We start from the raw sequence: 22,738 nt of genomic DNA on the forward strand, positions 1-22,738 counted from the left end.
CATTTCATAATCACCACGTATAGGAACTAGAGGAAAATGAAGGTTGTTCTTTACTGTTGGTGATATCAAAACTAAACCTCAAAGCAAAAGATTTAAAGGATACTCTTATACTGTTTCTGGTGAAAAAACAGATGATGACTTTATTAAAGAAATTATAACTTCTATTTATGCTAATAATAATCCAAACGACCCTGCTTTTCACTTTAAGTCTTTTGGAGGCAAGAATTTATCTATTATTTTTAAGGATCAATTTGGAATAATTGTTAATCACAAAAAGATTTATAGAATGAGAAAAGAACTCGGTTTTACTAGACCTTACAAAGATCATTTCGAACATTCAAATAGAAGACCAAATAACCATGAAATAAATTCTCCTAACGCATTCTGGGTAGCAAATAACAAATTCATTCCAACTAAACATGAAGGTTTTGTCCCTCTACTTGATATCATTGACACTTTTGATAAAACGATTGTTTCTACTCAAATAGGGCATTCTAGCAAATCAAAGATTTTATGAATGCTGTGAAAAAAGCTGTTTTGTACAGAAACGCTAATCCTAATAAAATCAGGTTGCCTTCATAACCTTTGTAATGTTTCTTAACCGTTCTTCTATCAACCTCGTAATCCTTGCTAATTCTGAATAGTATGGCTTCATTCCTATCACCTTTTTATTTCTAGCTGCTTGATTAAAACTTTCATCTGGTATCCTCCTCTTCTTTCTGATTTTTCTCAATAGAAGGATCCCTTTTCATGTGCAATTTTGTAGATTTTTATGTGCAACTATTACTACTTTTGTATTTTACAATTTACATACATATATATATATCAAGAATCAACAATTTAAACAAATTTTTTAAAGTTATAATCATTCAAATTTGACATTTAAATAAACAAAATATTAAATTAATAGTGAATTGAACAAATTTTGGTATAATTGTTTAACAATTTAATAAAAAAGTCTTTAAATTTGTAATACTTTTTGCGTATAAAGTACTTAATAATTAAAAATATAAGATTAAAGAAATAATATATTTAGAATAGTAATTTCGGCATTAATAAATATCGATCATTTTTTAAAGTTTTGTTCAATTTCTTTTTTTATTAAGATTTACTATCACAATAGAGCCGATTTTTGGCTATCAATTCAAAAATGAGATGATCCAACTTACGTACGTTAATACAATAACTCTTTTGTGTTGGTAAGTAGTTAACTCAACATAAAAAAAGAATTAGTTTTTTTTGTGCCTTTGAAATTGATGTTACCCTATTTCTATTATACGAGTATACGAGGAGGAAATAAATTGTTGTAAAAATTATATTTAAAAGGAGGTGATTGCAAAAATTAAAACACAGTTATTATCGGCTATATTTAAAAGATCCAAGTTGTTCATAAAGAGCTTAAGTTATTAAAAATAAAGAAAAAGAGGTGGGTTGAATGAAAAACAAATTTAAGAAAAAAACTTTTATAATTATGTTTATCATGTTACTAGGTTTATTTGTTACATTAGGAGCTCAGGAAGTATACTATTACAATAAAGTACAAGAGGTATTTGATTGGGGAACTGGTACAACAAAAGTTGTAGTTAATGTAGAAAAAATCTTGAGCTCAGCAGACGTAAACTGGAGTACATTTGAGGTTTATGTCAAACGTTACGATAAAAGATTAAAAAGTCTATTTTTGGAGGAAGGACAAAGAAAAGTAACAGATGCTTACGTTTCTGATGAGATGGGAAATAAGGTTAAAGAAGGAAATTACATAGCTATAGTGATGGAAACTCGTCCTGGTTTGAGTATCTGCTCCCCATTAAATTATATCAGTGGGATCGGAGGTAATAATTGGGCCGAAGAAGAATATACAATCAAACAAGTAAAAGAGATAACTGCTGCCGAAGAAAAAATAAATGGAATAGTTTCTACCACTTTAAACAAAACATTCAGACCACAAATTGACAAATTCACTTTTGGATCAGAGTTCTATAGAGATGAAAGAAATGGCGATATTACGCTTACTTACGCAGCATATGAACCAGAGATAAAGACTGCAAGTAAGAGCCCTCTAATTATCTGGCTACATGGTGCAGGAGAAGGAGGAAAAGATCCAACTATACCTTTAGCAGCCAATAAATCAGTTAATTTTGCTTCAGAAGAAGTTCAAAAAATTTTTGGAGGAGCTTACGTTTTAGTACCTCAAACACCTACAGTATGGATGGACCCAGGAGCAGAAGAATATGATTATAATATTGAAATCCCATCAAATATACCTCCTATACCTTCCGTGTCTAAATACACAAAAGCTTTAAAAAATTTAATTGATAAATTTGTTCAAGCGAATCCCGGTATAGACACAAATCGTATTTATATTGGTGGATGTTCTGCCGGTGGTTTTATGACAATGCGAATGATACTTGATTATCCTGATTATTTTGCAGCTGCCTTTCCTGTTTGTGAAGGATTCTATCATCCATATTTAACAGATAAGGATATCGAAAAACTAAAAAATCAGAATATATGGTTTGTTACTGCTGCAACAGACTCTACACTCCCCGCACCAATTTTTACTCTACCTACTTATGACAAACTGATTAAAGAAGGCGCAAAAAATGTACATCTCACTTATCTCAAAAGGGTAATAGACACCTCCGGAAGATATCGAGATGAAAAGGGAAATCCATACGAGTATAACGGACATTACTCATGGATATATGTATATAACAATGAAGCTACTGCAGAAATAGATGGTCAAGAAATTGCGATCTTAAATTGGTTGGCTATGCAAAATAAACTTTATTAAACCCTGATTCTATTTCATTTTAATCTAGTTTAAGTTAAAGAATTTACCTTTTTAGGAAAAAATTAAAAACATATAAACGTCAAAGCGAATTCTGAAAGGTAAATGCCCTTTATAAAAATCTTTGAAATGAAAAAGGTAACTTTTTGGTATTAGACATTTCAATTAAATAAAACTCCTGAGTTTGACATTTACAAATCTGCCCCGACCATATCAACTCTACCTAGATTAGCATTAGTATTTTTCCCCTAGCTATTTTTAACAATTCCAAGAATAATAAAAATCACTTGTCTTCGTAATCTTATATACATTACATCAAAAAATAAGTATGAAGTTCAAAACGAGAATTATTTATCTGAGAATAACGTCTAGTGATGAAAAAATTTTTGCTGAAAAATGGCATTATCATCCCTCAAAACGACATTCTGATTTTTCATTTTCCTAATTTTCTCCCTTTAACTGTCAAACTCAGGAAAATCTTTTTTCTTAAATTAGTTTTTCATATGAAAAACTAATTTATCGTTCAAGTATTATGTAAATCATCAAGGGGCTACTATTTCTTTTAAATCTCTTAAAATCTTAATAAATGAATTGATTATAACAAAAAATTCTAGTCTTCCTAAATACATTGCAATAATTTGAGTCCATATAACCCCTAATGGTGCTTGAGCGCTAGTTATTCCAATAGACAATCCAACATTTGACAGGGTCGAAGCAAATTCAAACAATACATCAGGTAAGGCATATCCATACCCGAGCAAAATAAATACTCCTACAAAATAAGTAACAAAATATGCAGTAGTTACTACAACAACATTTTTTATTGCATCTAAATCTATCTTTTTTCGAGAAATACCTTTATAAACTTCTAAATAAAAAGTAGTTCCACTTGGTTTGAAAAAAGATTTTATTTGATTGAACACTAGTTCAAAAGCAATGTATATTCTAAATAATTTTAAGCCACTGGAAGTTGAATCCATCATCCCCCCAAAGATCATTAACAGTGTAATGAGAAGAAGACAGAAAGAATTCCATTTAGTAAAGGATACTGTAGAAAAACCAGTACCTGTAAGTGAAGAAATACTCTGAAATATCGAGTTTATTATTCCATCTTTAACACCATAGATTTCTAGAAGAGAAAACAGAAAAAGCAAAATAGAAAAAATGGTTAAAATAATAAACATCACTTTAGGTTCGGGATTTTTTAGAAAAGGCTCTGAACGAATCTTCTCTTTAAATTCGAACTTTGTAATTTCACCTTTTTTTAATTCTTTTCTATATCTGAAAAAATTCTTAAACATCAAAAGAGCAGCATAATGTACGCCAAATCCTGTAGCACCCATTATCATCAGTAACATTATTATTATATGCACGCTCAAACTACTATATGAACCTATACTCAAATTTTTGGTTGAAAAACCACCTGTTGCTAAGGCAGTAAGAGAATGATTCAATGCATCAAAAAAAGAAAGTTTGCCTATAGTCATTAAAAGTATAATTCCTATAATCGCCCAAGATAGATATATTCTCAGAATAATTTTAGCTGATTCTCTCAAATTGGGAACCAAATTATCCGTTCGGCCTTCCGCTTGATATATTCCTGCCCCTACAGAACCCGCTATAATAACAGTAATGGTAGCAAAACCTGCTCCACCCACATACTGTGTAATAGACCTCCATAATAAAATTGCCCTAGGTAAATTTTCAACTTCTGAAAACATAGTAAGGCCAGTTCCTGTCCACCCGCTTGTGGATTCAAAAATAGCTTGAGATAAATTTAAAAACCCAGCAAAAATAAAAGGAAGAGAAGACAAAAATATTGCAAGAGTCCATACCAAGAAAACAGTAACGGTAGCATCTTGAAGATTTAATTCTTTCTTCCTTTCTCCTCTACTAATTATTCGAAAAAATTCCCCAATCAAAAAGGTTAAAATAGCTGTGCTAAAAAAAGCCAAAAATATTTGATAACCATCTACTAAAGCTATAAAAGAAATAATAAATATTAGTATCGCTAATCCAATTGTGCTGTTTCCTGTATTTCTAAAAATTAATTTATACCTCAAGATAAGAAAGTTACGATATGAAGACACAATTCCACCTTCTATTTTAAAGCATTTACTACTTCATCAACTTTATCTTTAAGTGACAAAACAATAAGTTTATCTCCTGAAAGGATAACAGTTTCTCCATGTGGTACCAAAATTTCACCATTTTTTCGTATTAAAACTCCTATTATGGAATTTTGTGGCAAATTGACATCTTTCAATTTCTTGCAATTTGCTTTATCTTTAGATTCAATAGATATTTCTAAAATGGATAGCTTATCTACATATGGGTTAAAAAAATCTGTCACATCTTCATAAATTAGTGATGATTCAATGAGCTTTTCCATCCATCTGATCGGTACTATTGTTTCAACTTCAATAGATTGAAACATAATTTCATCTTCAGGTGAATTAACTAAAGCAATAACTTTAATTTCTTTAAAAAATTGCTTTAATAACCATGACACAACGAAATTCAAAGCATCATCTTCAGATATGATTATCATTGCTTCAACTTTTCTATCTAAATCTAAATTTTCTATCCAACAAATATCCGTAGGATCCTGATGGATAAGTTCTAAAGAAGAAAAATTTATTTTCAGTCCATCCAAAATTTCAAGATTAGATTTTTTATCGCTTACATAAAAAACTCTATTTCCTAATAACAACAATTTTTTAGCTAGGGAATAAGCTAATCCAGATCCTTCAATTATATAAAATGTTCTACTCATTCTTATTTCTCCTCTATTTGTTTAACAAGATTTTTTACCGAATCTTCAATTGGACAAAAAAAATCTATATTAGCCTTTGTAAAGATAGTCTTTTTTGCTGGGTCATTTACTCTTGCAGCAACATTTATATCTTTATTTAGTTTTTTTATTCCATAAGCTAACATAAAATTTAAGTTATCATCTGGAGTAACTATATAAACCATATCAGCCTTCTCTAAATCTAAATCCATCAATGCAGCCATGTCGTTAGTGTCCAAAATTTTTGTAAATCCTATAAAATTGTTTTTAGTTAGTCTTTCAAAAGACTTTTCATCTTTATCTATTACAATAACGTTATGATCTTTACACAATTTTAAAGCTAATTCAGAACCCATTTTCCCACAACCAATGATAATAATAATTTTTACTTTATTTGCCATCTGTTCTCACTTCCAATTTAATATATGAATATAAAAATAAATAAAAAATAAAAGAGCCCGCTATTCATTATATCTCTAAAGCCTTATTATTCGAAACTTTTCATAAAGAGAGTTTCTTTCGCTTTAATAAAGCTTGATAGTGGGCTCTGTTCTTTAAAAAGTAAAATATAAATAATTAATTATAATATAAATTCTCGTAGATCTTCATTCAGAACAATATCTCCTAATCTTAAATCTACATAATTTTTGTCAACTTTCACTTCCCATTGTCCGGATGCAGGAGCTTCATAAGATATTTCTTCAAGTACTTTTTCTACTATAGTGTATAGTCTTCTAGCTCCAATATTTTCGACTTTCTCATTTACTTCATAGGCAATATCTGCCATCCTATCAATACCATCCTCAGTAAACACAACATCTACTCCATCAGTTTTTAACAAATATTGGTATTGTTTTAAAATGGCGTTTTTTGGTTGAGTAAGTATTCTGACGAAATCCTCTTTGGTTAGAGGAGAAAGTTCGGCGCGGATTGGGAATCTTCCTTGCAATTCTGGAATCAAATCCGATGGTTTAGAGTCGCTAAACGCACCAGCTGCTATAAATAGTATATAATCAGTTTTAACAGGGCCATACTTAGTTAGGACTGTAGTTCCTTCTACGATGGGTAATAAATCTCTTTGAACGCCTTCTCTTGAAACATCTGGACCTGAAGGTGAACCTTTAGAAACAACCTTATCAATCTCATCAATAAAAACTATCCCTTGGTTTTGAGCTCTATCTAATCCTTCTTGAAAAAGTCTATCTTGATCAATAAATTGTTCTGCTTCGATTGGCTCCAAAATTCGTCTCGCCTCAGATACCTTCATTCGTCTTTTCTTCTTTTTCTTTGGCATTAAACTCTCAAACATTTCTCCAAATTGTATTCCCATATCTTCAAATTCTGGCCCTAACCCTACAAATAAAGGGCTTGCTTGTTCTTCCAATTCAATTTCAATTTCTACATCTTCCAACTCCTTGTTCCGTAGTTTTTGCAGAACTTCTTCTCTTTTTCTAAATAAACTTTCATCTTCCTCTCGTACATTTTTATCTCGTTCAAATTGACTAGGTTGAGTAAAAACTTGAAACATATCAGTAAAAGATGCTTGCTGTTTTTTCTTTTTGGAAGGGACAAGAGCTTCTACAATTCTTTCTTCAACTGCTCTCTGTGCCTTTTCTTTAACTTCTTCCATCATCTCTTTTTTTACCATGTTTATTGAATTATCTACTAATTCTCTAACCATAGTCTCAACGTTCTTTCCTACATAACCAACTTCAGTAAATCTCGTAGCTTCAACTTTTACGAATGGAGCGTTTGCAATTTCAGCCAATCTTCTTGCAATTTCAGTTTTACCTACTCCAGTAGGACCTATCATTAAAATATTTTTGGGAATCACATCTTTTCTAATTTCTTCGTCTAAGGATAATCTTCTAATTCTATTTCTCAATGCAATTGCTACTAATTTTTTAGCTTCTGTTTGTCCTATAATATATTTATCTAATTCTGCAACAATTTTTTTTGGCGTCAATTCATTTTCAACAGCAAATTCCACTTATATCACCTCAAATTTTTTGTTTATATTTCATGAATTTTGAGAAAGTTAGTCTTACTCGAAAATCCATAAGGAATACCAGCAGTAACAATTATACTCTCTCCAGGCAATACTAAACCCATTGATTTAACGATGTTAGAAACATTTTCTAACATATTATCAGTATCTACAAATTTATGCATTATGACTGGAGTAACTCCCCATACTAAAGCTAATCTATTATATGTTTTATATCTAGGAGATGCTGCTATAATCTTAATATTTCTTCTAAATCGAGATAATGCTCTAGCAGTGTATCCACTATAAGTTGTTGCTACAATTACTTTGATTCCTAATTGCTCAGCTACATTTATGGCTGATTGAGAAATTGCATTTGTATCATGGTCTCCTCCACCATAGATCGAATAGTCAAACTTGTACGAATAAGCATCAAGATATTTTTCAGTTTCACAGGCTATGCTACTCATAACCTTTACAGCTTGAATTGGATATTTTCCTATGGCAGTTTCTCCAGATAACATTATTGCATCAGTTCCGTCTAATATTGCGTTAGCAATATCTGTAGCTTCTGCTCTTGTTGGAAAAGGATTGTTAATCATGCTTTCCAACATTTGTGTTGCAGTAATAACTGGCTTTGCCATAGCATTAGCAATTTCTATTATTCTCTTTTGTAATAAAGGGATTTTCTCTACAGCAACTTCAACGCCAAGATCTCCTCTAGCAACCATTACACCATCAGCCTCTTCTATTATCGGTTCCAAATTATCAACTGCCTGAAGAGTTTCTATCTTTGCTATTACTGGAAGATCAGGAATACCTATTTCGGTGAGAAACCTCTTTGTAGAGGTTATATCTTCTGGTTTTCTCACAAAAGACTGAGCAACATATTCTATATCCCAATCAATAGCTTTCATAAGAAATTCTTTATCTTTTTGAGTTAAAGGTGGTAGATTAATGTCTACACCAGGAACGTTTATACCTCTACGATGAGTAATGATTCCTCCAACAATAACTCTAGTTGTAATTTCTTTACCATCAGTTTTAATTACTTCTAATTTTATCTTACCGTCGTCTAAAAGTATAATATCTCCTTTTTTAACATCCTTTGGTAGTTCTTTATAATTGATACTGACTTTTTCTTTGTTACCCATAATATCTTCAGAGGTTAAAATAAATGTTTGTCCCTCATCCAAAGTATACTCATCGGTTTCAAAATTCCCGGTTCTAATTTTAGGACCTTCCAAATCAAGCAAAATAGCCAAAGGTACATTCATTTCTTTTCTAATCTTTACTAAGGTTTCTATCCTTTTTTCATGTTGAATCATACTATCATGCGAGGTATTAAGCCTTGCTACATTCATCCCATTTTCTACTAAAGCTCTGAGAAGTTCCTCACCATCTGTAGCTGGCCCAATTGTACATACAACCCGTGTCTTTTTATTTTTTATACTTTCATCCATGATAATATTTCCCCCTAAAACTTTTATTGATTGTTGAGATTATTAAGAAAGTATCCCCGCTAACTTAACGATGGTCATATCTATAGATTTTTTTTCTGAAAGCACTTGATCGATAGAAATTCTAACTAAGTCGTTTCTGCTCAAACCTATCATTACATTATAGTCTCCTTCTAAAAGAGCTTTCACCGCTTCATAACCCATTCGTGAAGCTAAAATTCTATCAAATGCTGTCGGAGAACCTCCTCTTTGAATATGACCTAAAATGGTTATCCTTGTCTCAAAACCAATTCTATTTTCTAAATGTCTTGCAACTGTATAGGCACTAGCTGAGCCTTCTGCAACAACCACTATAGAATTAATTTTACCTCTTTTACGCTCAGACCACATTTTTTCAGCTAAAGAATCATAATCCACAGGAACCTCTGGAATTATTATTGCCTCAGCACCTATAGCTAATCCTGACATCAAAGCTATGTATCCTGACGTTCTTCCCATGACTTCGACTATAAAAGCCCTTTCATGAGAAGAAGCAGTATCCTTTAACTTTTGCATAGCATCGACAACAGTATTTAAACAGGTATCTACACCAATGCTCATGTCAGTATGAGCTATATCGTTATCTATTGAAGCAGGAATGCCAATGAAAGGAATACCTTGTTCCTGCGCTAAAAGATTGCCTCCTGTTAAACTACCTTCTCCGCCTATTATAACAAGAGCATCTATACCCATCTCTTTCAATATATTACCAGCTGTTTTTCTAACTTCTGGGAGCTTAAACTCAGGAACTCGAGAAGTCCTTAAAATAGTGCCACCTCTCTCCATTATCCCACCAACGTCTGAATAAGAAAGTTTTCTATAATCTTTATCTAAAATACCAGCAAATCCCCTTAAAAAACCATAAACTTCTAAACCCTCAGTAACAGCACATCTGGTGACAGATCTTATAACTGCATTCATTCCAGGGGCATCCCCTCCACTGGTTAGTATACCAATTTTTTTTATGGTAGCCACTTTATTCCCTCCTAAAAAATTTCAATATATTAATCAAAATTATGATTATTTCATCGATTTCAATGCATGTATTTTTAGACAATTACGATAATTTTAGGATTAAATTCAAGTTATGAAATACTCCTTAATTATATCACTAATATTATGAAACTACTGTTAAGAACCTTATAAAATACTAGTACTTAACAACTAAAGTGTGGTATAATAATTTAAAAATAACTTATTAGTTAAATAGGTTAAGTAATAACTTTAACAGGTGGTAAAATGAAATTAAATCAAGACGAAGTAGTAAAAATACTTAAAAGTAAAAAGATTAAGTTAACTCCTAATAGGATAAAAATTGCGTGTGAACTTTTTAACTCAGATGATCACCCTTCAATTGAAGATATTCATCAAAAACTTTTAGAAAATGGAGAAAGGATCTCATTTACATCTATATATAACATAGTGAAGCTTTTTGAAAGTGTTGGGTTGGTTAAAGAAATTAAAGTTGGAAACAAGAGTCATTACGATCCGAATATATTTCCACACGTACATTTCATTTGTAAAGAATGTGGAAATGTTTCAGACATGAACGTTCCTGAAACAGACAATGAAAATTTGTACGTAGTCATACACAACATAATGTCTGATTACATAAATCATGAAGTAGATGATTTTGAATTAAATTTCTATGGTACCTGCGAAGAATGCAAGAAAAACAAACATGGCTTGAATTAATCCAAGCCATGTTTATTATTAAATAAATATCTAACTTTCAACTCTTTATTAGCTTTTACTTCATCGAGTCTTCTTACTGGAGTGTTGTGGGGTGCATCTTTTAAAATCTCAGGTGAATTTTTCGCTTCATCTAATACTTTTTTATACACAGTTGTTACATAATCCAAGGTTTCTTTGCTCTCAGTTTCAGTTGGTTCTATCATCATTGCCTCATCAACAATTAAAGGAAAATATACTGTTGGTGGATGAATCCCATAATCTAAAAGTCTTTTCACAAAATCTAAAGTGTTTACCCCGTAGTTTTTCAGCATAGTACCTCTTAATACAAATTCATGTTTGCAAACGCCTGGATAAGCTATTTCAAAAAATTCTGAAAGCTTTTCCTTTAAATAATTGGCATTCAAAGTTGCTAATTCACTCGCTTTTTTAAGTCCCTCTTTTCCCATTGTGAGAATATATGCATATGCTTTCACTAATACCAAAAAATTACCATAAAAACTTCTAACTTTTCCAATACTCTTTGGAATGTTATAGTCCATGTAATACACACCATTTTCTCTTTTTGAAACTACAGGTTTTGGAAGATAATCTTTCAAATAAGACTTAACAGCAATAGGACCACTTCCAGGTCCCCCCATTCCATGGGGGGTGGAAAATGTTTTGTGTAGATTCAAATGAACGACATCAAATCCATTATCACCGGGTCTGCTCTTCCCCATAATTGCATTTAAATTCGCACCATCATAATATAATAATGCATTATTTTTATGTGCTATTTCGGAAATTTCTATAATATCTTTTTCAAATATTCCTAAAGTGTTAGGGTTGGTCAACATTATTGCCGCTGTGTTTTCGTTAACTAACTTTTTAAAATCTTCTAAATCTACTCTTCCTTCAGAATTTGACTTAACCTCTATTACTTTGAATCCAGCCATCGCAGCAGAAGCGGGGTTGGTCCCATGAGCAGAATCTGGTACAATCACTTCATTTTTGAAGGTAAAATCGTTATCATTTAAATATTTTCTTATAATAAGCATTCCTGTAAGCTCTCCATGTGCTCCAGCAGCGGGTTGTAGAGTTATATAATCCATTCCAGTTATTTCAACAAGAAAGTTTTGGAGTTCGAACATAAGCTCCAACGCGCCTTGAACAGTTTCTTCCTCTTGGTAAGGATGAAGCATTCTAAATCCCTGTAGCGACGCTACTTCTTCATTCATAATAGGGTTATATTTCATTGTACAAGAGCCCAATGGATAAAAACCTCTATCAACAGAATAATTTAAACTTGCTAATTCATTGTAATGTCTCACTAATTCGGTTTCATAAACTTCAGGAAGATTTGGACCTTCTTTTCTTATTAAATGTTCAGGAATATCTAAGTTGGACTCTATAACATCCAATTTAGGAAGTTTATAAGCCTTTCTACCCTTAGAAGATTTTTCAAAAATTAATTTCATGACAATCCCTCCAAAAATGAACACAAAAAGTCCATTTCTCTCTTTTTAACCAATTCTGTCACACAAAAAAGTACCTGATTTTCTATTTCTGAAAAAAATCTCTTAAGAGGCAATGGGCCAAAATAGTGTTGTTCTAATAATTTTTTGTTCATATATATAGGATCTATTTTAGATTTCATAACAAACTCGTTAAAAAATGGACCTTGGAAAACTAATTCAAATTTTTCCGTTTCTAATAATTTGTTGGCTAAATAATGAGATTTATGGTAACATTGGAGAGCTACTTCTTTTAACCCTTCTTTCCCCATTACATTCAAATATATCGAAGCTAAAAGAGCATTATGAGCGTGATTAGAACAGATATTTGAGGTTGATTTTTCTCTTCTTATGTGTTGCTCCCTAGTTTGTAATACCATTACAAATCCTCTTTTACCCTCTTTGTCTACAGTCTCACCTATTATCCTTCCTGGCATCTTTCTAATAAACTTTTCTTTTGAAGCAAAAAATCCTAAGCCAGGTCCGCCAAATGAGGTGAAACTACCTAATGATTGACCCTCTCCAACGACTATATCTGCTCCAAAATATCCGGGGGATTCTAAAATTCCAAGAGAAATTGGGTAAGTTACTACAATAAAAATAATATTTTCTGGGATATTTTCTCTTATTTCTCTTAAATCTTCTATAACTCCAAAAAAATTAGGGTAAGAAACTGCTACACAACTAACTTCACTTGATATTTTACTTTTTAAATCTTGAATATCTAATTGAGCAGTTTTCTGATTATACTTTATTTCTTCTAACTCCATATCCTGAGCTTCTACATATGTTTTAGCTACTTCATAATACTCAGGATGAATAAGATTTGAGACAAGGGCTTTATTTTTACCGTTTATTCTCTTAGCCATCAAAATAGCTTCGGCCAAAGCAGAAGCTCCATCATACATAGATGAATTCGCCACTTCCATTCCCGAAAGTTCACAAATTAAAGTTTGAAATTCGAAAAGTATCTGAAGGGTACCTTGAGAAACTTCTGCTTGATATGGTGTATAGGCGGTCAGAAAATTTCGATTGGAAGCTATAGAATAAACTGTTGCAGGAATATAATGATTATAAACACCCGCTCCTCTTAAAATACCGAATTCATCAATATTTATATTACAAGACGATAAATCGTTTAACCTTTCCTTTACTTCTAACTCACTCAAAGAAGTAGGAAGATTGAGTTCTTTATCATAAAGCTTTGGTACATCTTGGTATAATTCGTCGATATCTTTAATACCCAAAAAATGCATCATATCTTCAATATCTTTTTCAGTGTGGGGCAAATAAGGAAAATCAATCATTTTTACTTTCACCTCTTCAAAAAATCAATTATATTTATATCTCTAACTTTTGCTTCTAACACTACCTTTATAAAACGGGGTTTTCACAACTTCTGCGGGTAATTCTTTGTTCCTATTGATTACTCTCAACTTACTACCAATCTTTGAATAAGAAATATCCACATAACCTAAAGCCAAGTTTTTATTCAGCGTTGGAGATTTTAAGCCACTTGTTACATATCCAATCTTCCCGTTGTTATTATAGATTTCATTACCGTGTCTTACAGGCATTTTATCAAATATTTCTATTCCTACTAACTTTCTTTTTATTCCTTCCTCCATCTGTTTAAGTAAGGCATCTTTCCCTATAAAATCCTTATTAAGGTCAACCGTCCACTTAAGATTTGCTTCTAAGGGCGTAGTGTTTTCATCAATGTCGTTTCCATAAAGAAGTAATTTAGCCTCAAACCTTAATGTGTCCCTACAACCTAAACCACAGGGTTTACCACCTACTTCTTTAGCCAAATCTAACAAACTGTCCCAAACTTTAACGACAATTACGGGAGATAAATATATTTCAAAACCATCTTCCCCAGTATAGCCAGTCCTTGAAATAATGACATTTTCACCTTCTAACTCAACTTTTTTAAATGAAAAATAATCAATTTCTTCAAGATTCATTCCATACAAATATTTTTGAATCTGTTGTTGAACTTTCGGACCTTGAAAAGATATTAAGCAATATTCATCGCTTTTATTTGAAACTTCAACATCAAAATCATCCATGTTATTTTTAATCCAATTGAAGTCTTTGTCAGTATTCGAAGCGTTAACTACAAGCATAAATTTAGTCTCTGAAAGCTTATATACTAGCAAATCATCGATTATGCCACCTTCTTCGTTACACATTGGAGAATAAAGTACATCTCCTACCTTCAATTTACTCACATTATTCGTTATGAGATAATTTAAAAAATCTTCAGCCTCTTTTCCTTCAATAAAAAGTTCCCCCATGTGTGACACATCAAAAATACCAATATTTTCTCTAACAGCTTTATGTTCATCAATAATAGATGTGTACCACAATGGAAGTTCCCATCCTGCAAATTCGCCCATTTTTGCCCCTAACTCCTTATGCTTTTCATAAAGCGGGGTTTTTCTTAATTCAACCAAAATAGTTCCTCCTTTCTCAAATTTTTTTATTATCAAGTTTGCTAACTCATATTGTTCTTCGGGAATATAGATATCATACATTATTCCTGCTCCAAAATATTCTTCTCCAATTCCCAAAGACGATTTTAAGAGCACGTGAATACCCTCATCTTCTAGGATCTGTTTTAGCAATTGCGCGTTTGTAAACTCAACAAAACTTTTTAATTTCTTTAACATTTAACACCTCTTAAAATTAATTGTTTAACAAAATATTTTATAATTCTGTTAAGATTATATCATTTTTTAGTTATATCAAAAAAAGTAGGATTACCAATGAGAAGAATCTAAGAAAGATTATTTTATTTTAAAAGCTTTTATGGGAATAAATTGAAACGAAGTAATTTTTAAGTAATAAGGGAGATTTATACTTGGTAAATAACAAATTTATTATCTTCGGTTATTCCTAAAGCAGTCAATTTCCCGTCGTATACACAACCTGTATCTATATCGACACTAATAATTCTATTATTTTTATCTTTTTTTATATATATCTTATCATTTCCAGTAATAAATTGCGTAGGAGTATGACCGTGAATTATAGTGTAGTCATAATACCTATCATCCATTAAAAGAAATTTGTCTCTTATCCACAATAAATCTAATCTATCTTGTTGAATTAAGGATTTTTCTGGATCTACTCCAGCATGCACGAATAGATACTTTTTATCTTGAATTTTTAGCTCATGGTATAACAAAAGGTCTCTGATAAAATCTAAATATTCTTTTTCAACATTATAATTAAAACTTTTTAGAGTAGAAAACGAACCATTATAATGCCATACTCCATCCATATATTTACGTGTTCCTTCAAAGTAATCGAGCATCATATCTTCATGATTTCCCATGAGAAAAATATAATTTTTATTTTGTTTCAAAGTCATTAATAAATCTAATACCTTCTTAGAATCTGGACCTCTGTCTATATAATCACCTATAAAAATAATAAGATCATTATCATTTATTTTTCTTAATAAAGTGACTAAATGATCAAACATACCGTGTATATCCGCTATTGCCCAAATCATTTAAAAATCTCCTTTTTAGACTATATTAATTAAAAATAGGGCAGTTAACTGCCCTATTTTTATTTTCTTATCATTTTACCATTTCTTTTAATTCTTTACCAGGAACAAATTTGGGTACTTTCTTTGCAGGAATTTTAATCGGTTTACCTGTTTGAGGATTGACACCCTTCCTAGCAGCTCTCTCTTGTACTTTAAAAGTTCCAAATCCAACTAACTTAACTTCTTCCCCTTTACTTAATGTTTCAGACACTACTTCAATAAAGGCATCTAGAAAAGCTTCAGCGTCTTTCTTTGTTATAGAAGCCTTCTTGGCTAAAGCATCTACTAACTCTTTTTTATTCACATGCATTCCCCCTTTCAAAGATGAAAAATCATTAAAACCTTTTATCTACCAACTTCAACGAAATTATATCATATATTTTTCAAAAAATCTATATCTAACCTCAATTCTCTCTAATTTAAAGCATAAAATTATATTAATGAACTACTAATTAGGTGCGTAAATAATCTATTAAACGCTTTTCCCCTGTGGCTTATCTCATTTTTTATTTCTGTAGGAAGCTCTCCAAAAGTTTGGTTATATCCCTTAGGAATAAAAATAGGATCATACCCAAAACCATTGCTTCCTCTTATGTCATAGGCTATTGTACCATAAACTCTTTCTTCCAAAGAAATCAGGATATTATTTTCTATATCGAAATATGTTGCAGCACAAGCAAAATAAGCTTTCCTATCCTCTATGTTTTGCATCATCGATAAAATTGTCTTCATTCTTACCCGATAAGGTGAATTAAACATAAACCTAGACGAGTGAACACCTGGAAAGCCATCAAGAGCAACGATATTCAATCCTGAATCATCAGATACTACCGGTTTGTTTATTATTTTACCATATCTCCACGCTTTTATTACCGAATTTTCTGTGTACGTTTCTCCATTCTCATCAACATACACAAATTCGCTTTTAATTTCATCAAATATACTACAAAGTTTCACTTTTTGCTTGATGTTCAATTTTTCAATGATCTTATCGACTTCTTTTATTTTTTCTTTATTAGATGTTGCTAAATATATTTCAATCAATACCTGTCGCCGCCTTTTTTAATTCTTTTATCTCAACAGAAGGGTTTTCTTTATGAAAAATACTAGCACCAATTATAAAGGTATTTACTCCATTTACTGAAAGTTCCCTAATATTCTCTTTATTTACACCACCATCAACCATTATATCAAGAGTAGGATTTATCTTATTAGCCATTTCACGTAATTTTTTAACTTTTGCAAATGTGGTTTCAATAAATTTTTGACCGGTAAAACCGGGATTCACTGACATAATAAGAACTTTATCCAAAAAAGGCAATATCTCTTCCAATAAAAAGACTGGAGTGTGAGGATTAAGAGATACTCCAGCATCACATCCTAATTCTTTAATCTCAAATATTGTTCTATGTAAATGTACAACAGTTTCATAATGAACAGTAATGCTATTCACGTACGATGCAAATCTTTCTAAATATCTATCTGGCTCAACTATCATCAAATGAGCATCTAAATAAACATTAGTAAAATTCCTGATTGACTCAATAATAGGGAATCCAAAAGTTATATTAGGAACAAATACCCCATCCATAATATCCAGATGAATGCCATCTGCGTCATTTAGTATTTTGTTGATTTCTGTACCTAACGAAACAAAGTCTGCAGCCAAAATCGACGGATAAATTTTAGGCAAGAACATCACCTCTATCGTGTTTTGCTCATTTCAACGATTTGTTTGTTGTTCCACTTCTTTATAAATCGCACAATAGTTTTTGTATCTCATATAAGAAATTTCTTCGTTCTCAACTGCTATTTTAACAGCACAATCAGGTTCACTGATGTGTGAACAATCAGAAAAGGCACAGTACGGTTGAAAAGGCATAAATTCAGGAAAATAATGTTTAATTTCATTTTTATCTATTCCTATTAGAGCAAGATCAGCAAATCCCGGAGTGTCTACAACAAATCCACCAAATTTTAACGGCAACAATTGAGCAAAAGTTGTTGTATGCCTACCTCTTCCAAGTTTTGGGGAAACTTCACCTTCTCTAAGTTTTAAATCCGGATCTAACATATTAAGCAAACTGGTTTTTCCTACTCCTGACAATCCTGCTAAGGTAGTGACTTTCTCTTTCAACACATCTTGAATTCTATCAATGTTTTCCTTTGTGATCTTTGAGGTAGGAATAACAGGATAAAGTGACTCATAAATATTTATAAATTCTTCTAATTCTTTCTTTTCTTCTGGAGAAATCAAAAGATCGATTTTATTCACCACTATAACAACTTCTAATTTCTCTTTTTCAACGAGAACTAAAAATTTATCTACTACTATATAATCAACCTTGGGATCTTTTAATGAAGTCACCAAAACAACTTGATCTACATTAGCTACTTTAGGTCTATACAGCTCATTTTTTCTAGGTAAAATATTTTTTATAACCCCAAATTCATTATTTTCTTCAATGTAATATTCAACATAATCTCCTACAATTGGACGAATTTTTTGAATCTTGAATTTTCCAGGCATATAGCATTCCAAGTTTGTATGAGTTTCTAAATCTCGGACTGTAAGTGTGTTTGAGTGAAATCTTATTACAATTCCTTTCCTATAGTTCATTAATTTTGTCCTCCATATTTTCCCACATACAAAATGAGTTTTTCTCCGGAATAATTTTTCCCGGGTTCTGGAAACATATCAAGAACAACTTCATTTTCTTGTACAGAATATGTAACAACATACCTTTTTTCATAAGTAATTTTATATTCTGACAAAAACTGTTCACTTACCTGGACTGGTACTCCTATTAAATCCGGCACCTTCATTGTTTCAGGTTCTCTTAATTGAACAATTACGTGATGTCCTTCTTTAACCTTTGTACCAGCAGATGGATCTGTATATAAAACTTTATTACCGGTTCCTATTAAATTTGGGATTAAATTTAATTCCTTTAAAGAAGCTACAGCAACGTTTTTGTCTTCCCCTATCAAATAAGGGATTTCAACAATCCGTGAACTATTTGCAAAGGCCGATAAAAAAAGAAACGCAAAAATTCCAGCAGCTACCAATCCCAAAAAAAGAAGAAAAATATTTTTAATTATTTTTTTTGCTTTACTCATATTTCACCCATTTACGAAAGATCTGAGAGTCTTCGTAATCGTAGTTGTCCACATGCAGCTGAAATATCACTACCTTTTTCAGCCCTAACAACTGCATCTATACCTTTTTTCACAAGGACATCTAAAAAATTGTCTACAAATTTTTTTGATGGTTTTTCAAAACCAGCCGGATTTGGGTTTACAGGAATAAGATTGACCATTACTTTCATATCTTTAAAGATATCTACTAACCTTAAAGCGTCTTCAGTAGAATCATTAAATCCTTTAATCAATATATATTCGAAAGTGACTCTTTTGTTGGTTTTTTCCTGATATATTCTACACGCTTGAATTACCTCTTCAAGTGGATAAGCATGATTAATTGGCATTATTTTATCTCTTTGAAGATTTGTTGTTGCATGAAGGGAAACAGATAACCTTATTTCCTTATTCAAATTAGCCAACTCTTCTATCATTTTTGGAATTCCGACGGTAGAAATAGTTATATGTCTAGCACCTAACTTTTTCATTTTAGGATCATTGAAAATATTCACGCTTTGAATCACATTACCAAAATTTAAAAGTGGCTCGCCCATTCCCATGTATACCAAATTATTTATATTAATATTATTATCTTTTTCCATAGCTAAAAACTGTCCAACAATCTCACCTACTGTTAAATTCCTTACAAAACCACTTTTCCCGGTGGAACAAAATTTACACTTAAGAGGACACCCTACTTGAGTTGAAATACATGCGATAGTTCTAGAAGGATAATATATTAATACTGACTCTATCAAGTTACCATCAGCTAATTCAAAGAGATATTTTGTTGTACCGTCAATTTTTGAAATCTCTTTTTGAACAATATCAGGTAACAAAATAATAAAGTTTTCTTTTAAAGTTTTCCGTGTCTCCTTGGATAAATTTGACATATCATCAAAATTAAAAATACGCTTTTTATATATCCAATCACAAATTTGATCAGTTCTGTACTTCTCAATACCAAAGTTTTCTGTTAAATAATTTTGTAAACCTTCATAGTCAAAATCTAATATATTCTTCAAAACCATACCTTTTCCTCTTCCTCACTTTTAGATTCCTTATTCAAAACTTTTTTGTTTCATTATACACTTTTATCTAATCAAGTCTTTTAATTCTAACTAGCGCCTGTAGTTAATTATACTATATTTAAATGATAAATTCAAATATTGTCGTATTTTTATTGTAGCAAATAAAAATAATAATCCCTAGTCATCTTAATTTTAAGTTTGATTAACTAGGGATTATTCTTTAGAAACAGTGTATATAAATACAATTAATTTATCTTCTATCTCCAGCTAGAACTACCATTCTTAATAATTGGGCAATTGCCATCAGAGCTGATGCAACATAAGTCAACGCCGCTGCATTTAATACCTTTTGAGCAGCAGCAACTTCGCTTTTAGACATGCCCATCATAGGCAATAATTTAACGGCTCTCTTACTCGCGTTAAATTCTACCGGTAAAGTTATAATAGAAAATAAAACCACAAAAATAAATAAGAATATTCCTGCATTTACCAAAAATGGTGCAGAAAAAATCAAACCGACCAAGAAAATAATCCATGATAGGTTTGAACCAATGTTAGCTAAAGGAACACTTATGTTTCTTAAAACCAAAGGTTTGTAACCTTTAGCATGTTGAATAGCATGCCCTGCTTCGTGCGCAACTACACCTAATGCCGCCACTGATGAACTATTATATGTAGAATCAGAAAGCCTTAAGACTTTTTGAGTAGGGTCATAATGATCAGTTAACATTCCTCTTGTCCTTTCAATTCTCACGTCATACAGCCCAACAGAATCAAGTAACCTTCTTGCAAACATATATCCTGGTTCTCCAACTGAAGATTTTATTTTTGAATATTTATTAAAGGCAGTACTTACCTTTATTTGCGCATACAAAGCCAGTAGCAATGGTGGAATAAGTAACCAAAGAGTAGAATACATTTTTTTCACCTCCGAAAAAATTATCCTTCATTTCTCAGTCTAAATATTTGTAGCTTCTATATAAGAACCACTCTTAAATCATACCAAATAATTAAACAACACAAATTCTAAACTCATTTTAGCACCTTTTTATTTAAATATCTTTACAAAGATGTATAAATTTTAATTTTGAGGATCTTTAAAAATATTGTTGACAAAAAGTTTTTTTATTGATACAATATATTTAATTTAAAATTTTAAAAAAATTATTCGAGGGACGACATATGTTAAGTAAAATAAGAGAACTCTGTTGTATTGAAACAATAAATGAATATTACTATTATTATTGGTTTAGAAAGACACCCACGTTGGTGCCTTTGTTGTGTCGTACCTCGTAACAACAAAGATTCCAAAATGGGTGTCTACTTTATAAAGTAGGCACCCATTTTTTATTAGAAGTTTTGTTATTAGCAAGATAATCTACAAATTCTTTTGGGAGGTGTAATATATGATAATTTTGATGGAAGAGGGTGCTTCGGAAGAAGATATTAACAGGGTAATTCAAAAAGTTAAGGAAGTGGGATTTAAGGCTCATCCTGATAAAGGACACAAGCATACTATCATCGGAGTAGTTGGCGAAGGAGATAGAGATTATATTCTACATAATATTGGAACTTTTCCGGGTGTAGAAAGGGTTGTTGAAATAACTCAACCATTTAAATTAGCGAGTAGGACTTTCAGATCTGAACCTTCATTTTTTGATATAGGGGGGGTAAAAATAGGAAAAGATCATTTCTTAGTTATAGCTGGTCCATGTGCTGTGGAAAGTAGAGAGCAAGTTTTTCAAACTGCAAAAGCCTTAAAACAAGAAGGTGTAAATTTCCTAAGGGGTGGGGCATATAAACCTAGAACTTCTCCATATTCCTTTCAAGGTTTAAAAGAAGAGGGACTTAAAATTTTAAAAGAAATTGGAGAAGAATTTGATCTAAAAATTGTTACAGAGGTTATGGATACAAAAGATGTTGAATTAGTAGCTAAATACGCCGATGTGTTACAAATAGGTGCTCGAAATATGCAGAACTTTTCGCTTTTAAAAGAAGCTGGTAAAATAAATAAACCAGTTTTGCTAAAACGAGGTTTATCCGCTACTTACAAAGAATTTTTAATGGCGGCAGAATACATCATGTCTGAAGGGAATTATCAAGTGATTCTATGCGAAAGAGGAATAAGGACCTTTACGGATGAAACTCGCAATACTCTGGATATAAGCGCCATTCCCGTAATAAAAAGATACAGTCATTTACCAATTATAGTTGACCCCAGTCACGCATGTGGCAATTGGAGATACATAATTCCGCTTTCGAAGGCAGCCGTTGCAGCAGGTGCAGACGGACTAATTGTTGAAGTTCATCCTAACCCACAAAACGCTTTATCCGATGGTGAACAATCTTTAAATTTGCAACATTTCAGTGACTTAATGAAACAAGTAAGGGCCCTTGCTGAGGTTGAACACAAAATAATTAACTAATATTATCTATATAAATTATTAATTGGAGGATATAAAATGCCTTTTAAAAACGTGTTACTAATTGGTTGTGGCTTAATTGGATGTTCGCTTACGTTAGCTCTCAAAGAAACAAAAGAAGTAAAATTAATACATGGATACGATTTAAATGATAAAAATCTAGAAGATGCCTTAGAAATAGGCGCCATTGATAAAAAAACTAATCTCGATGACGTGTCACCTTATGACTTGATTATCTTAGCTACGCCTGTTGAAGAGGTAATCCACTCTTTAAATAACATAATCCCACGCCTCACCAAAGATACTCTAATAACAGATGTAGGAA

General features: G+C 31.6%; 23 protein-coding genes. 5 read left to right on the top strand and 18 right to left on the bottom strand.

Translation table 11 applies throughout. The annotated features are described in order from the left end of the window. Window positions 1-43: 43 nt before the first annotated feature. Complete coding sequence (locus PKN74_RS05780; RefSeq protein WP_472309497.1) at window positions 44-517, top strand: hypothetical protein; 474 nt, start codon at window positions 44-46, stop codon at window positions 515-517. Window positions 518-565: 48 nt separating this feature from the next. Here the strand turns inward: PKN74_RS05780 and PKN74_RS05785 are convergent, their stop codons facing one another. Beyond that, the gene (locus PKN74_RS05785; RefSeq protein ID WP_472309499.1) at window positions 566-733 is read right to left on the bottom strand and encodes a hypothetical protein; all 168 of its coding nucleotides are present in this window, start codon (window positions 731-733) and stop codon (window positions 566-568) included. Window positions 734-1,435: 702 nt separating this feature from the next. Between PKN74_RS05785 and PKN74_RS05790 the strand changes: the two genes are divergently transcribed. Beyond that, window positions 1,436-2,791, top strand: coding sequence for a prolyl oligopeptidase family serine peptidase (locus PKN74_RS05790; RefSeq protein ID WP_472309501.1), 1,356 nt, complete (start codon window positions 1,436-1,438; stop codon window positions 2,789-2,791). Window positions 2,792-3,330: 539 nt separating this feature from the next. On the opposite strand, the gene PKN74_RS05795 is transcribed toward PKN74_RS05790, so the two are convergent. The 6 genes from PKN74_RS05795 to pfkA all read right to left on the bottom strand — a co-directional run bounded on the left by PKN74_RS05795 (window position 3,331) and on the right by pfkA (window position 10,034). Beyond that, window positions 3,331-4,878 carry a TrkH family potassium uptake protein gene (locus PKN74_RS05795; RefSeq protein ID WP_472309503.1) on the bottom strand — a complete coding sequence of 516 codons (1,548 nt, stop codon included), beginning with the start codon at window positions 4,876-4,878 and terminating at the stop codon, window positions 3,331-3,333. A gap of 11 nt (window positions 4,879-4,889) precedes the next feature. Beyond that, window positions 4,890-5,564 (bottom strand): TrkA C-terminal domain-containing protein, encoded by a 675-nt coding sequence (locus PKN74_RS05800; protein ID WP_472309505.1) that lies wholly within the window; start codon window positions 5,562-5,564, stop codon window positions 4,890-4,892. 2 nt (window positions 5,565-5,566) lie between these two features. Then, window positions 5,567-5,983: an NAD(P)-binding protein gene (locus PKN74_RS05805; RefSeq protein ID WP_472309507.1), complete on the bottom strand. Its 417-nt coding sequence runs from the start codon at window positions 5,981-5,983 to the stop codon at window positions 5,567-5,569. Window positions 5,984-6,162: 179 nt separating this feature from the next. Further along, window positions 6,163-7,572, bottom strand: coding sequence for an ATP-dependent protease ATPase subunit HslU (hslU, locus tag PKN74_RS05810; RefSeq protein ID WP_472309509.1), 1,410 nt, complete (start codon window positions 7,570-7,572; stop codon window positions 6,163-6,165). Between the two features lie 23 nt (window positions 7,573-7,595). Continuing rightward, window positions 7,596-9,032 (bottom strand): pyruvate kinase, encoded by a 1,437-nt coding sequence (gene pyk, locus PKN74_RS05815; protein ID WP_472309511.1) that lies wholly within the window; start codon window positions 9,030-9,032, stop codon window positions 7,596-7,598. A gap of 42 nt (window positions 9,033-9,074) precedes the next feature. Next, window positions 9,075-10,034: a 6-phosphofructokinase gene (pfkA, locus tag PKN74_RS05820; protein ID WP_472309537.1), complete on the bottom strand. Its 960-nt coding sequence runs from the start codon at window positions 10,032-10,034 to the stop codon at window positions 9,075-9,077. Between the two features lie 273 nt (window positions 10,035-10,307). Between pfkA and PKN74_RS05825 the strand changes: the two genes are divergently transcribed. Next, the gene (locus PKN74_RS05825) at window positions 10,308-10,763 is read left to right on the top strand and encodes a Fur family transcriptional regulator (protein ID WP_472309513.1); all 456 of its coding nucleotides are present in this window, start codon (window positions 10,308-10,310) and stop codon (window positions 10,761-10,763) included. On the opposite strand, the gene gcvPB is transcribed toward PKN74_RS05825, so the two are convergent. From gcvPB to PKN74_RS05880, 11 genes are all read right to left on the bottom strand, one after another. Then, entirely contained in the window at window positions 10,760-12,220 is a 1,461-nt protein-coding gene (gene gcvPB / locus PKN74_RS05830; protein ID WP_472309515.1) for an aminomethyl-transferring glycine dehydrogenase subunit GcvPB, read from the bottom strand. The two genes, PKN74_RS05825 and gcvPB, sit on opposite strands and share 4 nt — an antisense overlap. Beyond that, complete coding sequence (gene gcvPA, locus PKN74_RS05835; RefSeq protein ID WP_472309517.1) at window positions 12,217-13,563, bottom strand: aminomethyl-transferring glycine dehydrogenase subunit GcvPA; 1,347 nt, start codon at window positions 13,561-13,563, stop codon at window positions 12,217-12,219. Before gcvPA ends, gcvPB begins: the two co-directional genes overlap by 4 nt. 42 nt (window positions 13,564-13,605) lie before the next feature. Beyond that, window positions 13,606-14,715 carry a glycine cleavage system aminomethyltransferase GcvT gene (gene gcvT, locus PKN74_RS05840; RefSeq protein ID WP_472309539.1) on the bottom strand — a complete coding sequence of 370 codons (1,110 nt, stop codon included), beginning with the start codon at window positions 14,713-14,715 and terminating at the stop codon, window positions 13,606-13,608. Between the two features lie 401 nt (window positions 14,716-15,116). Next, the gene (locus tag PKN74_RS05845) at window positions 15,117-15,779 is read right to left on the bottom strand and encodes a metallophosphoesterase family protein (protein WP_472309519.1); all 663 of its coding nucleotides are present in this window, start codon (window positions 15,777-15,779) and stop codon (window positions 15,117-15,119) included. A 70-nt stretch (window positions 15,780-15,849) separates the two neighbouring features. Then, a complete protein-coding gene (locus tag PKN74_RS05850; protein ID WP_472309521.1) occupies window positions 15,850-16,122 on the bottom strand; it encodes an HU family DNA-binding protein in 273 nt (90 codons plus the stop codon). Between the two features lie 128 nt (window positions 16,123-16,250). Beyond that, window positions 16,251-16,862 (bottom strand): RdgB/HAM1 family non-canonical purine NTP pyrophosphatase, encoded by a 612-nt coding sequence (rdgB, locus tag PKN74_RS05855; RefSeq protein ID WP_472309523.1) that lies wholly within the window; start codon window positions 16,860-16,862, stop codon window positions 16,251-16,253. Then, on the bottom strand, window positions 16,855-17,511 hold the full coding sequence (rpe, locus tag PKN74_RS05860) for a ribulose-phosphate 3-epimerase (RefSeq protein ID WP_472309525.1): 657 nt from the start codon (window positions 17,509-17,511) through the stop codon (window positions 16,855-16,857). Before rpe ends, rdgB begins: the two co-directional genes overlap by 8 nt. Window positions 17,512-17,541: 30 nt before the next feature. Further along, on the bottom strand, window positions 17,542-18,438 hold the full coding sequence (rsgA, locus tag PKN74_RS05865) for a ribosome small subunit-dependent GTPase A (protein WP_472309527.1): 897 nt from the start codon (window positions 18,436-18,438) through the stop codon (window positions 17,542-17,544). Then, on the bottom strand, window positions 18,438-18,938 hold the full coding sequence (locus PKN74_RS05870) for a PASTA domain-containing protein (RefSeq protein WP_472309529.1): 501 nt from the start codon (window positions 18,936-18,938) through the stop codon (window positions 18,438-18,440). Before PKN74_RS05870 ends, rsgA begins: the two co-directional genes overlap by 1 nt. An 11-nt stretch (window positions 18,939-18,949) precedes the next feature. Further along, window positions 18,950-19,984 (bottom strand): dual-specificity RNA methyltransferase RlmN, encoded by a 1,035-nt coding sequence (rlmN, locus tag PKN74_RS05875; RefSeq protein WP_472309541.1) that lies wholly within the window; start codon window positions 19,982-19,984, stop codon window positions 18,950-18,952. Between the two features lie 256 nt (window positions 19,985-20,240). After that, window positions 20,241-20,909, bottom strand: coding sequence for a zinc metallopeptidase (locus PKN74_RS05880; protein WP_472309531.1), 669 nt, complete (start codon window positions 20,907-20,909; stop codon window positions 20,241-20,243). Window positions 20,910-21,396: 487 nt separating this feature from the next. Between PKN74_RS05880 and aroF the strand changes: the two genes are divergently transcribed. Then, window positions 21,397-22,416 (top strand): 3-deoxy-7-phosphoheptulonate synthase, encoded by a 1,020-nt coding sequence (aroF, locus tag PKN74_RS05885; RefSeq protein ID WP_472309533.1) that lies wholly within the window; start codon window positions 21,397-21,399, stop codon window positions 22,414-22,416. A gap of 36 nt (window positions 22,417-22,452) precedes the next feature. Beyond that, the coding region (locus PKN74_RS05890; protein WP_472309535.1) for a prephenate dehydrogenase/arogenate dehydrogenase family protein at window positions 22,453-22,738 on the top strand (286 nt) is incomplete at its 3' end.

This window comes from Defluviitoga sp. (assembly GCF_035349255.1).
GTDB lineage: Bacteria > Thermotogota > Thermotogae > Petrotogales > Petrotogaceae > Defluviitoga.